This window comes from Variovorax sp. GW821-FHT10C12, assembly GCF_059415405.1.
The window spans coordinates 1-12,520 of sequence record NZ_JBWKNE010000007.1 but is presented as its reverse complement, the minus strand read 5'-3'; the positions used below and the strand labels follow the sequence as shown (position 1 = coordinate 12,520).

Below are 12,520 nucleotides of genomic sequence, written 5' to 3'. Positions count from 1 at the left end.
GGATGCGGCCGAGCATAGCCATGGCAAGGTGGTGCTGACAACCGCCCCGCTTTTTTCCTCCCCCGAAGTTCAACCGTCCGGGAAGCGCCGGCTCGCCACGATCACCGCGTTGGTGCCGCCGAAGGCGAAGGAATTCGACAGCACATGGCGCAGCCCCCGCGCCTCGCGCGCCGCGCCGCGCACGAAGTCGACGTTCCCGAACGCGGCATCCGGCGTGTGCAGGTGGGCGATGGGCGGCAGGGTCTCACGGGCCAGTGCGCGCAACGCGGCCACGAGTTCGATGGCACCGCCGCCGCCCAGCACGTGGCCGTGGATCGCCTTGGTCGCACTGACCGGTGCGGCGTTGCCGAACAGTTCGCCGATCGAGGCTGCCTCGGCCGCGTCGCCGGCGCTCGTGGCCGTGCCGTGGGCGTTGATGTGGCCGATGTCCGAGGGCACGAGCCCGGCGTCGCGCAGCGCGGCACGCATCGCGCGCACCTGGCCGGCCGGGTCGGGGTTGGTGATGTGCGTGCCGTCGCAGTTGCTGGCGTAGCCGCTGAGCACCAAGGGCTGCGCGCCGGCACCACGGGCGCGTGCATGGGCTTCCGATTCGAGCACCAGCGCGGCGGCGCCCTCGCCGATGGCGAAGCCCGCGCGATCGGCCGAGAACGGTCGGCAGGCGGCGGCGGGCGCATCGGCCGGCGGCGGCGCCATGACGCGCATCGCGTGCCAGCTGGCCATCACGCCGGGCGTGAGCATCGCGTCGTGGCCGCCGACGATGGCGATGTCGATCCAGCCGCCGCGGATGGCGCGCATGGCTTCGCCGATCGCCACCGCGGAGGAGGCACAGGCGCAGGCATACGCCAGCGCCGCGCCGCGCGCGCCGAAGTGCAGCGCCAGTTCGGCGACCGCGGCGTTGGGCATCACGGTGAGCACGGTGGTGGGGCGCATGCGGCGCTGCTCGCCGTAGAGCGCGCGCGTGGTGGCGTCGAAGGTGCCGGCACCGGCCAGGCCGCTGCCCCAGAAGACGCCGAGGCGGTCGCGGTCGATGGCGTCGAGGTCCAGCCCGGCATCGGCCGCGGCATCCTGTGCGGCGGCCAGGGCCATCGCGGTGCCGCGGTCCAGCGGCAGGCGCGAGGCGCTGCGCACGCCGCTGGCGTCGAAGTCGCAGGTGGCGGCGGCGATGGCCATCGGGTCCATGCCCGGGATCTCGAGCGTCTGCGCGCGCACCGCGGAGCGGCCGGCGAACAGCGCATCGTCGAAGGCCTCGATGCTGCGCCCGAGCGGCGTGACGAAGCCGAGGCCGCTCACGTGCACGGGTGCGGCGGCGGTGTGCGCGGTCGAAGCGGCCGCGAGCACGGCATGGGCGGCGCCGCTGCTCATGCGGCGGCTGCCATGGGCTCGGCGCGTGCAGCGACGGCTTCGCCTTCGGCATCGATCACTTCGCACAGCCGTTGCAGCGTGATGCCTGCTTCGCGCGGGTCGAGCCGGTCTTCGGGAATGCGCAGATGGAAGGCGTCTTCCACCGCGAAGACGAACTCCATGAGCGCCAGCGAATCGAGACCGAGGTCCGACAGCGCGGTGGTGGGCGAGATGTTCGCGCGTTCCACACGGAAATCGGTCTCGAGGATGGTGGCGATGCTGTTGAAGGTGGGAGAGGAAGACATGAGGAGGTTCCTTTCTTTCAGGCGTGAAGAGCAAGTCCGCGGGCGCGGAACACGGGTTCGGGCACCGGGCCGTGGGCCACGGTCTCGGCGAAGGCGAGGGTCTCGCGCACCACCTGCTGGCGGTCGTTGTCGATGCTGATCATGTGGTAGCTGTTGTTCAGGACCACGGTGCGCAGCGAGGCGCAGCGCAGCCCGCGAACGAGCAGGTCGAGGTTGGACAGGCTGGCCACCTCGTCCTCGCGCGCATGCAGCGCCAGCACCTGCTCGCACTGCACGTCGTTCAGGCGGCGTCGCACGTGGCGGATCAGCCGGTCGTGCTCGCGCAGGTGGCCCACGCCGATCACCGCGCTGCCGGCGCGCGAGACCTGGCGATGCCGCAGCTCGCGCTCGATCCAGGTGCGCACGCGTTCGTTCTTCACGCCGTAGGGCGGGCGCTCGCGGTACTGCCAGAGGCGGCCCAGCGGCGTGTAGAAGGCCAGCGGCAGCAGGAAGCGCGTGCGCGGCACGGCCCAGCCGTCGAAGCGCAGCGTGGTCGACATGAGCACCAGCGCGTCCACCTCGCGCCCGCAGCGGATGGCGCCGCCCAGGGCCAGCGAGGCGCCGGCCGAGATGCCGACCAGCATCACGCGGTCGTGCGTGCGCCGCAGCGTCTTCACGTGCGCCTCGAGCGTGTCGAGCCAGCGCTCGAAGGGCACGGCCTGCTGCAGCGGCGCGGCGGCGTCGAACGAGTAGCCCGCGATGCTCAGCGGCTGCACCGCATACCCGTGGCGCTGCAGGGTCGATTGCACGGTCAGCAACTCGTCAGGCGTGCTGCATAAACCATGGAGCAGGACCACCGCGGTGCGCTGCACGGCGGGGGACACCAGGCTCAAGGGATCGGAGGGATCGCGTGCACTCATCGGGAGGTGTGTCGTATGCTCATGTCGCGTTTATCGCGGGGAGCGACTGACCGGCCGCTGACGCGTCCATCGCCAGGGCAGACCAACAAATCACCCACCACTCATTCACTCACCATGCGAATCCTGCTTGTGGAAGATGACACCGTGCTACGCGACGTGATGTTGCGCAGCCTCGCCGACGCCGGCCACCGGGTCGACGTGTCGACCAACGTCGAAGACGCCGACCACCTGTGGCGCGTGCAGCCCTTCGACGCCGTGCTGCTCGACCTCAACCTGCCCGCCACCGCCAGCCCCACCAGCGGCTTGGCGAGCGGCCTCACGGCCTTGCGACAGGCCCGTGCGCGCGGCGACCGCACGCCGGTGCTGGTGCTCACGGCACGCGGGCGCACCGAAGAACGCATCGCCGGGCTCGACGCGGGCGCCGACGACTACCTGGGCAAGCCCTTCGACCTCGCCGAGGTCGAAGCCCGGCTGCGCGCCCTGGTGCGGCGCGCCAAGGGCACCGAAGACATCGTGGTGCTCGGCCAACTCAAGCTCGACCGCAAGGCGCGGCGCTTCGCGGTCGCGAACGCACCGCTGGACCTGCCGGCGCGCGAGTTCGAGGTGCTGTGGGAACTCATGAGCCCGCCGGGGCGCACCGTGAGCAAGCGGGCGCTGTCGGACAAGCTCTCGGGCTTCGACGAATCGCTGGGCGACAACGCGCTCGAGGCCTTTATCTCGCGCCTGCGCAAGAAGCTGCTCGGCTCGGGCGCGGGCATCCGCACCTTGCGCGGCATCGGCTACCTGCTCGAAGCCGAGGTGTGAGAAGCGACCCGTGAGTGAGGCCACCCCATCGGTCACGCGCACCGCACCTTCGCTCACGCGGCGCGTGCTGCGCAACGTGCTGGTGCCGCTGGCGCTCACCTGGATGACCGGCGCGGTGATCGCGCTGGTCATCGCCAACTACTTCTCCGAGCAGGCCTTCGACCGTGGCATGCTCGACGACGCTTATGCGCTGTCGGCCAACGTGCAGGCCGGCGAGCGCGGCATCGAGCTGCTGCTGACGCCGCGCGAGGTGGCGACCGTGCTGTTCGACCAGACCGACAAGGTCTACTTCTCGGTGCAGCGGCTCGACGGCACGACGATCTCGGGCGATCCCGACCTGAAGGCGCCCCTGCCGGGCGAAAGCTCGCGTTACCGCTTCTCCGACATCGACTACGCCGGCCAGGTGCTGCGTGCCGTGGTGCTCGACCACGACGCCGAGCCTGGCCTGCACGTGCCCTACCGCGTGATCGTGGCGCAGACCACGCTCAGCCGTGCGGCGCTCGTGCAGCGGCTGCTGTTCTATGCCATGGCGCCGCAGGTGCTGCTGCTGGTGCTGCTGGCCGTGTGGCTCTGGCATGGCATCCGGCGCGATCTGCGACCGCTCGGCGAACTGCAGCGCGCCCTCGACACGCGCGATGTGCGCGACCTCTCGCCGGTGACCGTGGCGCAGACCTCGAAAGAGTTGCAGCGCCTGGGCGATGCCGTCAACGCGCTGTTCGACCGGCTGCGCTACAGCGTGCGCGCGCAGCGCGAGTTCGTGGGCAACGTGGCGCACGAGCTGCGCACGCCCCTCGCGGGCATTCGCGCCCTGGCCGAGTACGGGCTCGCGCAGCACGACACCGGGGTGTGGCGCGAACAGCTGACGCGCGTGTCCGAGCGGCAGGCGCGCGCGAGCCACCTGATCGACCAGCTGCTCGCCCTGGCGCTGGCCGACGAGGCGCGCACTGACCTGCAGCGCACGCCTGTGCAACTCGACATGCTGGCCGAACAGACCGTGCTGCGGCATCTTGCGCGGGCCGATGCGCGCGGCGTCGACCTGGGCGCACGCGGCCTCGACGAAGGTGGCGTGACGGTGTTGGCAAACGAAGCACTGGTGGAGGGCATCCTCGACAACCTGATTGACAACGCGCTGCGCTATGGCGGGCGCACGATCACGGTCGAACTCGCGGGCCGCACGCTGAGCGTGATCGACGACGGACCCGGCATTCCGATCGAAGCGCAGCGCGACCTGATGCAACGCTGGGCGCAAGGGCCCGCGGGCCAGAAGCTGGGGCAGGGCGCGGGGCTGGGGCTGTCGATCGTGGCGCGCTATGCCGAGCTGTTAGGAGCAGAGCTGCGGCTCGAAGCCGCCGAGCCGACCGGTCTGCGCGTGAGCGTGACCTTCGGCGACGACGCCTGAGATTTCATGCGGCCGGCAGTGGCTTGCGCAGATAGACGCGCGTGCGCCCGTCGAGGGATTCGCGCCGGTACTCGACGTAGCCGATGCGCTGGTAGAGCGCGAGGTTCTCGGTCATCTTCTCATTCGTGTACAGGTAGATCGACGCGTGGCCCTGGCGCAGCGCTTCGCGTTCGGCCAGTTCGAGCAGCGCGCGGCCCGCGCCGCTGCCCTGGTGGTCGGGGTGCACGGCGATCACGTCGATCAGGAAGCCTTCGTCGGTCACGTCGAGCAGCAGTGCCGCGCCGATCTGTTGCTCCGGCCGCTCGGCCACCCAGACCTGCAGGTGCGCGACGGCCTCGGCGTAGTCACGGGTCATTGGCCTCGGTGTGAGGCCCAGGCGTGGGATGTAGGTGCGGAAAGCCTCGACGGCGCACGCGGTGACGGCCGCCACGTCGTCGGCGTTTGCGCGGCGCAGGGTCCAACGCGTTGCGTCGGCGCTCACACGTCGAACTCGACTTCGCCCTCGATCTCCACAGGGATGCCGAAAGGCAGCTCGGCCATGCCCACGGCGCTGCGCGCATGCGCACCGACCTCAGGGCCGAAGAGCTCGAGGATCAGGTCGGAAAACCCATTGATCACCGCTGGCTGCTGCTGAAAGCCAGGCGCCGAAGCGACCATGCCGAACACGCGTGTCCATGCGGTGATGCGGTCCAGGTCTCCGAGCGCGCGCTGCAGGCTGCCGAGCATCGCGAGTGCGGTGAGGCGCGCGGCGGTGTAGCCCTGCTCGACGGTCAGCTCGGCGCCGAGCTTGCCGAGTGGCGCGGCGATGCTGCCATCTGCATTCAACGGGCCGTGGCCCGAGAGGATGGCGCGCCGGCCGATGAGGCGGACGAATTGGAAGGGGAGGAGGACGCCGGGAGGTGGCGTGACCGGCGGAGGAAGGGCGAGGCCCAACTCAGTGAGGCGATCGGTGATGCGAGGCATGGCGATGGTCGGCGGCGCGTGATGGACAGGCGTCGAGGGTATGCGCGGATGTCCTGGGTGGCAATCCGGGATGAGGCGCTTCAATACGAGGGGGTGAGCTTGGCGTTCAAGCGGTCCTTCCTCGGCAGCGAATGAAAGGCCTCGATGGCGAGGCATTGTCCCAATGCGGTCAACGAGCCTTGAGATTGGAGCCGTCGAACTTGGCTTGATCCTTCGCGAAAACCTGAACCTTGCTTTCTCTCACTTGTGTGTTGGCGAGGTTTACCGAGCGATCGACGGAATTTCCATTGACTTCCAGCTGTCCGATGCGGCCATTGGAAATGTCGAGACTTCCGATGGTGTTGCCCTCGAACACAAGGCGTTGCGTTTCCAGCCAGGAGGCATCGACGATGGGCAGGGTGCAGTTGCGAACGACCGCCAATTTGTTGATCGGGACAGCCCGCCATTCGCTGTCCTGAAGCGGTCGTCCTGGTCCCAGATTGATGCGTTGCATCGGGCCAGTGCCGAAGCTCGTTCCTTCGAGCAAGACCTGTTGCGCACTGTCCATCGGCATGACGAATGAAATGCTCTTGCCGTTGCCGAAGACTTCGCTGTTGCGGATGGTGAAGTTCTTCGCGGTGACGCCAGCATTGATGAATCCACCCTTGACCCTTTCAATCAACATGTCGTTCTTGATGGCGGCATTGTTCAGATTCAAATGTTCCAGTACGGTGTCGCGAATAGTGAGGGATTGAAGATCGCGTGCAGCCATGTCGAGAACCCCACGGAACCTCGAGTTCTGGATGGTCACTGCGGCTGATTCGTAGCTCGTTCCGCTGTTTGCTGCACTGTCTGTCCAGATGCCTATGTCTTGTGCTTCACATCTGTCCAAAACGATTTTCTTATAGCCGGCAAGCTCGAACCACTTTGCCTTGCAGTCGACGAAAGTGGCATCGCCTCTGCTCCCGATGCCGCCCCAATTGTTTGGATTCTGACCCTTACCGACGAAACTGCAGGATTCAAAGTGGACATCGGAACTCCCGCTGAGGTCGATCACATTGCTTTGTCCTCCGGCTTGGCAACGGACAAAGCGAATCGATCTGGAAATGCCCCAGCTGATGATTCCAGCGAATCGACAGTCCTCAAAAACACAATCGTGTAGTTCGCTGAGCTTGATTTCGTAGGCACCTACGAAGTCGCAATTCACGAACCTGACTTTGTGCCATGCGACGCCCTGAAAAGCGACGCCGCTGAATTCTGCGCTGTCGATCACCAGCTGCAAGTTCCCCACTTCTCGTTGACGGAGCGCTGGCTCGAGCAGGTAGTCATAGGCTTTGCCAAATGACTTGATGTTTTTCTTAGTACCCATGGCATATCCAAAAAGAAGGGGCGAGAACGATGCGAATGCGGCGGTTGTCAACAAGAGGGATCGGCGATCCATCGGTTTCCTTCGGATTCACTTATTGCCATCGGGATTGATGGCCTCCTTCGATAGCACGTACCCTTTGCCTTTGTAGTTTTCCGCAAGAAACTTCCAGTCAGGAACTTCCCCCCGCTCTTCCGCTGGCCTGCGGAAGAACCACTTCGAGGTTCCCGTGGCGCCGTAGTCCACGCCACCGCCCTTGAGGGCTGTGCCGAATACGCCGATTTCGAATGGAAACATCCAAGGGTCCGAGCAATCCATGTCTTTGCTCCAATCGTCCTTGCCGACCTTGGGTTGCTTCAACAGCACCTCACAAAATGCTTGCTCGGTGATTGCGCCGTTGTCCAGGATTCGCGTCAGCAAGGCGTGGTCTTTGGCTTCGAGCTCGATGAAGGGGCTGTGGACTTCGGAGGTGTACCTGGTGGTCAAGGTGTGCCAGATTCTCATGGCCCTTGCTCCCGTGCCGACTTGCTCAAACACCCAGAACCTGATCCCTGCAATGCACTCCAGCTTGGCCATGGTTGCGCTCAGCGTCAACGGCACCTTCCACCCCGCCTGTATCAGCGGTGTCGGCACGAAGACCAGGGGCGGGTCAATGCCTTTGTCTAGATGCCGGCTCATCACGGCCATGTAGTCGAGTGCCACCGCGAGGCGCGGCTTCTCGTTCAGCGGGGCGCCGGCGCTCTTGCTTGAGCGTTGCGTCATGACCTGGGTGATGATGCCCGTCGCGGGGTCCAGGAGCGTGCCTGAGGGCGGACGCAAGGTCCAGCTGTCGAGTTCTCGGTCGAGGTTCTGCTTGCCGACCGGACCGCCGCTGCTGCTGACGATGAAGCGCGTGCGCTGGCGTGCCGGCGCTTTCACGGTCTCCTTGCGGATGCCGGGGTCGACAGCACTGGTGACCTGGATCATGCGCGCGCCGCTGGACGGCTGGCACCACGCGACGTTGTAGACGCCGCTGCGATGGCTGTGGCCGCTGAAGTGCCAATCCACCGCGGTCTCGGGTGTGGCCTTGCCCTTGCCGCCACCGTCGACGCACACGAAGCGTTCGAAATAGACGTCCTGGTTGACCTCGCATGTGCCGGTGTTGACGTTGTTGAAACCGGGTTGCCCGCGAAGAGGGGCGCCCAAGGGGCCGCTCGAAGGAATGAAGCGTGCCTGCTCCGGGGTGGCCGAGTAGAGCAGAGGTTCGTCGTAGTTGATGATGGTGAAGTGCGTCGCTACCGTGAGGCTGGCACCCGGGCTTGCGCGTTTGTGGCTCTGGGCCTGCCCCAGCAACTGCAGCTGCTTGTTGCTGAAGGAGTGGGTGGCGCGGGGCAGGATGCCGGTTCCCTGGCGATCGGTCGAGGTGATCAACAGGCCACTCACCGTGAGGTTCTTGAAGTTCTCCCCTTGGCCCCAGCCCAGCGCAGCGATCACCTGGGTGGCCGATCCGGGCCGGTCGGGTTCAACGCCCAGCGCGATCAGCACGTCCTCGAGCGGCGTGAAGAGGGCGTAGAACCAGTCGTAGTTTTCGGTCCTGTAGTTGTTGCCGGTGAGGGCCTGCGCGTAGGTGGGACCGTATGCCAGCGTGGTCTCGTAGATGCTCATGTTGTGGTCGGCCGAGATGCCTTCGTTGGCCTTGTTGTTGTGCCATTGGCTGGCCTTGTCGAAGTCCCGGTAGGTTTCCGCCAGATCCTCGATGTGGAGCTTCTTGTTGCTGTTGACGACTCGCCTGCCGATTTCGGCCTTGATCCCGATCCGGCTGACTGGGTGCGGTCCTGTACGCGTAGCGACGGTGGTGGTGGGCTCGAAGGCACGCTCCCTGCCCCAGCCATCGGTGTCCAGTGTGTCGGTGGTGTCTTCGAGCACGCCCATGGCGGCGCCCCAGTCGTTGATGCGCGGGCTGATGCCGTAGGGCACCGTGTATGCCTCGTGGTTGCCGCTGGTCATGAACACAGGCAGCTTGAGTTCGTTGTAGGCGTAGCGAACGAGACTGAAGGCGAGCATGTCGTCCTGCCCGCGTGGGTACAGGCCTGGCGTGTTGAAGTGATTCAACACGTTGAACTTCTTCCATTGCTCGCCGATGCCGTCGCCGACCTGTCGGGGATCGATGTTGCGGTTGAAATCGATCAGGTCGCCGGTGAAGAGCAGGGCCGTGTCGGGCTTCTTGCCGGCACCGATCTTGTCGAAGAGCTCCTTGAGCGCGTTGAAGCTGTTGCACACGCGTGCGCCCACTGCAGGGCCGTCGAAGCTGCTGCTGTCTTCGATGATGCGCGCCGGTGACTTGGCCAGTGCATTGTGCCGCACGTTGATGTGAACGTCGCTCAGGTGCCCGAGCTTCAGTGGCCCGTCACCGGCCAGTCGGATGACGGGGTGCCACGCCGCCAGGCGCTGGGAATCGTCGAGGGCCAGCGTGCGAGCTTTCTGCGCCGTTTGCGCGACGTCGTATTCCATCAGATTGGTTTCCTTCCCTTTGGGCGCGCCGTTGGTGTTGGCGGACTGGTGCCGGTGCCGCAGGTCGTTGACCTGGGCGGCAAGGAAGGACTCGACCAGCAGGTCTTGAGAATGCACCGTGCTGGCAGCACACAGCGTGGGGAAGCTCTCCTTTTGCTGGCGGGTGGGCTCGACCATCCAGGCGAAGCTCTTGAAGCTGTCGGTCTCGGGCTGGACGGCCAGCTTGTCGATGTCGAGCTCCACTTCGTAAATGTGCCCGCCCGCGAAGCCCGAGGCGGTGTACGCGCTCGCAGCCTGCGGACTGAGGGTGGCGAAGATTTCGCCTTTCTGGTTGTAGATGAGCGCGCCGGCTTCGAACTTGGCGACGCGCCAGACCCTGATGGCGCCCTTGGCCTTGGCGCAGTCTGCGCCGTCTCCGGTCAGTTCACCCACGCGGATGTCGGCTTCGGGTTTGGCACCCTTCATGCCGACGAGGCGCAGATGACGTGCCACGGTGGCTGCGGCGGTCTGCTCTTCGTCGCCATCCATGGAGACGACCTCCGCGCGCTCGTCACGCGTGGTTCGTCGGCCAGCGCTGTTGGCCACGCCGAGCGTCGCGGTGGCGATGAAGAGGCTGCACTTTTTCTGGCTGGAAGAGATCAGCATCGGCGTGCCGAGGCTGGGATAGAGGATCACGGCCACTTGCTGCGCCGGGTCGCTGCAGTCGCACACCGATGCGCCGGTCTTGGGTTCGTTTGCCATGGATCAGAAGGTCTTGGTGTCGGACATGAAGTCACCGCCCGTGGTGTTGAAGGAAGACAGAAGGGTGTTGGACTGCTCGTCGCAGAGGCGGACCAGCGCCGCGTCGCGGTCGTGCGCCCAGTCTTCCTGCACTGCCGATGGCGTGTGCGCCAGGACATCACGGAGATTCAGCGGTGTGCGTGCAACCGACAAAGCGTCGAGGAAGCCGGGGTGGGTGTGGAAGCGCGCGTGCTTGAGCAAGGCAAGGCGGCATGCGTGTGCCTTGTTGTCCCAACCCGCCAGGCCTGCGCGACGGGTGAATGCCAGTGCGGCTTGTGCGATCTGCCTGCGAAGCAATGGATGCATCTGTGCGAGCAGGTCGGCCGCGGGGGGATTCGATGTTTCCAGTTCTTCGCAGAGCAGAGCGACGACAAGATTCGCTTCCCCCGCCTTGTCGATGGCCTGGACCCATTCGGCAGTGAGTTCGAATCCCTCGTTCGACGGCGCGATCTCGGTGTCTGCGCCGCCCTTGATGTACCGAATGCGAAGGTCACCGTCCCAGCCCGCCCACCAGGCGAGCGGACGGCTGAATTTGCGCTGCACGGGGTCTGACCAGTGCGCGAACATGTCGAAGCCGATGCGGGGATCGAAGTAGCGCAACAGAACGGGCGATCCATCGGGCAATGTGCCGGACAGGAATCCGCGCAGATGCGCGGAGAGCTTCGGTAAGCGCAACGGGCTGGCCATCAGGGTGAGCGCTTCGGCCGCGGCCTGATGCGCGAGCGCATGGCGCAGTGATTCGGAGGACGGGGCTGGTATCTCGATGAGCCAGGGGCCGATGTCAGCCATCTCGGCTTCGGGCGTCTGCATGAACAAGCGTTCGCAGGAGAGCTCTTGCATCGCGACCATGCGGGCGACGACGCCTTCTTCGCATTGCCCCGCACTGACGAGTGCGTAGTGGTGCATGGGCGTGGCAGTCGCAGCGCTTTCGGCACGGAGCCAGTGTTCGATCTGCGTCGACATGGCTCGATGCAGCGCCACATCGAGCCTGGTTCGTGCAGCGCGTGTGAGGTCGGATGACGGTTGCGCGGTGTGGTTCGGCATGTCACTCCCGAGGGGCAGCCGCCGTCGCGCGGCGCATGGCGCGTTGCATGCACTCCCAGCACACGGTCTGTGCCGTGGGCCCCGGCTTCTTGTCCGGCCCCGGCGTTCCGTGCATCGCGGCATGTTCGATCCATGTGCCCAACGTGCCGTGCCGGATGCCGCCTTCGCTCCATTCGCTGAAGCTGGTGCCGCCGTTGATCGTGACCTTCTTCTTGGCGGTGATGTAGACCGTGTCTTCCGTGCTCACGATGTCGATGTCTTTCAAGGCCGTGGCCTCGATGGCGTCGCTTTGGGCTTCGATGCAGATGTCGCCTTGCGAGGCAAAGGCCTTGATGCCGCTCTTGAGCGTGAAGATGCGCATGCCCTCGGCCACGCTGGCGAGGATGCGTTGCGCGGCGCTCAAGGAGGTGTGACCGGCGCTGGTGAGTTGGATGTGCGTGCCGGTGTGCGCGTGCAGATGAGTGGTCGCCGTGGCTGCAATGCCTGCGGGGCTGGCGAGCACGAGATGCGGTGCGGCCAACTCGGGGAAGCGGCCTTCGGTCGACGGACTGCCGTGGCCCCGGAGGTCTTCGTTCTGCTGCTTGATGGCTTGGGCGAGGGTGGACTGGTCGTCGTTGCCGTCCTGGGCCTCGGCTGTGCGGGCCGCTTCGGCCAGGCCTTCGATCTGGTCGCGTGCACTCGTCAGGCGTTGGATGGTTTCGCCCATGTCCTTGGCGTGGCGGGCCGCATCGGGGCGGCCTTCGGTCGTGATGAGCATCCCGTCCTGCGCCCTGAGCACGCCATGGGCGTCAGTGCGCAACTCGAAGCCCTCACCCCTGGGGTCCTTGCGCCCCGCGTTGTCCTCGATGCGCGTGATCGCTCCCAAACTCAAGCTTGAGCTTTGGTGATCGCTCTTGAGCTGCGCCTGGATTTTTTCGGCCGTGTCATCCAGGATCAGGTGGTTCGACCGGCCCGCCACACTGTTGCCTCCACCTTCCGTCAGCTCCCGGCTCCTGAACCCGCTCAATGCGCTCTGGCCAGGAAGTTGCCACGGCGGCAGGTTCACCTGGTTGTGCACCCTTCCCATGCAGATGGGCAGGTCTGCGTCTCCCGCGATGAAGCCAATGACGACTTCCTGCCCGATACGCGGAATCTGGATACCCCCGAGCTG

General features: G+C 65.8%; 11 protein-coding genes. 2 read left to right on the top strand and 9 right to left on the bottom strand.

Annotation, left to right across the window (positions count from 1 at the left end):
- Positions 1–69 precede the first annotated feature (69 nt).
- The 3 genes from AC07OH_RS24715 to AC07OH_RS24705 are packed head-to-tail and all read right to left on the bottom strand — an operon-like array spanning position 70 to position 2,545.
- Positions 70–1,362 (bottom strand): beta-ketoacyl-[acyl-carrier-protein] synthase family protein, encoded by a 1,293-nt coding sequence (locus AC07OH_RS24715; RefSeq protein WP_495302468.1) that lies wholly within the window; start codon positions 1,360–1,362, stop codon positions 70–72.
- Entirely contained in the window at positions 1,359–1,646 is a 288-nt protein-coding gene (locus AC07OH_RS24710; RefSeq protein ID WP_495302467.1) for a phosphopantetheine-binding protein, read from the bottom strand. Before AC07OH_RS24710 ends, AC07OH_RS24715 begins: the two co-directional genes overlap by 4 nt.
- Before the next feature lie 17 nt (positions 1,647–1,663).
- Entirely contained in the window at positions 1,664–2,545 is an 882-nt protein-coding gene (locus AC07OH_RS24705; RefSeq protein WP_495302466.1) for an alpha/beta hydrolase, read from the bottom strand.
- A 114-nt stretch (positions 2,546–2,659) separates the two neighbouring features.
- Here AC07OH_RS24705 and AC07OH_RS24700 point away from each other — a divergent pair, with 114 nt between their 5' ends.
- Positions 2,660–3,349: a response regulator transcription factor gene (locus tag AC07OH_RS24700; RefSeq protein ID WP_056574813.1), complete on the top strand. Its 690-nt coding sequence runs from the start codon at positions 2,660–2,662 to the stop codon at positions 3,347–3,349.
- Between the two features lie 10 nt (positions 3,350–3,359).
- On the top strand, positions 3,360–4,748 hold the full coding sequence (locus tag AC07OH_RS24695; protein ID WP_495302465.1) for a sensor histidine kinase: 1,389 nt from the start codon (positions 3,360–3,362) through the stop codon (positions 4,746–4,748).
- 4 nt (positions 4,749–4,752) lie between these two features.
- Here the strand turns inward: AC07OH_RS24695 and AC07OH_RS24690 are convergent, their stop codons facing one another.
- From AC07OH_RS24690 to AC07OH_RS24665, 6 genes are all read right to left on the bottom strand, one after another.
- Positions 4,753–5,229 (bottom strand): GNAT family N-acetyltransferase, encoded by a 477-nt coding sequence (locus AC07OH_RS24690; protein ID WP_495302464.1) that lies wholly within the window; start codon positions 5,227–5,229, stop codon positions 4,753–4,755.
- Positions 5,226–5,711, bottom strand: a complete 486-nt coding sequence (locus AC07OH_RS24685; RefSeq protein WP_495302463.1) for a RidA family protein — start codon at positions 5,709–5,711, stop codon at positions 5,226–5,228. Before AC07OH_RS24685 ends, AC07OH_RS24690 begins: the two co-directional genes overlap by 4 nt.
- 169 nt (positions 5,712–5,880) lie before the next feature.
- Entirely contained in the window at positions 5,881–7,131 is a 1,251-nt protein-coding gene (locus tag AC07OH_RS24680; protein ID WP_495302462.1) for a hypothetical protein, read from the bottom strand.
- 15 nt (positions 7,132–7,146) lie between these two features.
- Positions 7,147–10,287 carry a metallophosphoesterase gene (locus tag AC07OH_RS24675; protein ID WP_495302461.1) on the bottom strand — a complete coding sequence of 1,047 codons (3,141 nt, stop codon included), beginning with the start codon at positions 10,285–10,287 and terminating at the stop codon, positions 7,147–7,149.
- Positions 10,288–10,290: 3 nt separating this feature from the next.
- A complete protein-coding gene (locus tag AC07OH_RS24670; protein WP_495302460.1) occupies positions 10,291–11,370 on the bottom strand; it encodes a DUF4123 domain-containing protein in 1,080 nt (359 codons plus the stop codon).
- 1 nt (position 11,371) lies between these two features.
- Positions 11,372–12,520 (bottom strand): DUF2345 domain-containing protein (locus AC07OH_RS24665; protein ID WP_495302459.1); only part of this gene is annotated, 1,149 nt, incomplete at its 5' end.

Excerpts from the sequence above, each read along its gene's own strand:
- AC07OH_RS24685 (WP_495302463.1), bottom strand. The coding sequence starts at position 5,711 with ATGCCTCGCATCACCGATCGCCTCACTGAGTTGGGCCTCGCCCTTCCT.
- AC07OH_RS24705 (WP_495302466.1), bottom strand. The coding sequence starts at position 2,545 with ATGAGTGCACGCGATCCCTCCGATCCCTTGAGCCTGGTGTCCCCCGCC.
- AC07OH_RS24700 (WP_056574813.1), top strand. The coding sequence starts at position 2,660 with ATGCGAATCCTGCTTGTGGAAGATGACACCGTGCTACGCGACGTGATG.
- AC07OH_RS24710 (WP_495302467.1), bottom strand. The coding sequence starts at position 1,646 with ATGTCTTCCTCTCCCACCTTCAACAGCATCGCCACCATCCTCGAGACC.
- AC07OH_RS24675 (WP_495302461.1), bottom strand. The coding sequence starts at position 10,287 with ATGGCAAACGAACCCAAGACCGGCGCATCGGTGTGCGACTGCAGCGAC.
- AC07OH_RS24670 (WP_495302460.1), bottom strand. The coding sequence starts at position 11,370 with ATGCCGAACCACACCGCGCAACCGTCATCCGACCTCACACGCGCTGCA.
- AC07OH_RS24680 (WP_495302462.1), bottom strand. The coding sequence starts at position 7,131 with ATGGATCGCCGATCCCTCTTGTTGACAACCGCCGCATTCGCATCGTTC.
- AC07OH_RS24715 (WP_495302468.1), bottom strand. The coding sequence starts at position 1,362 with ATGAGCAGCGGCGCCGCCCATGCCGTGCTCGCGGCCGCTTCGACCGCG.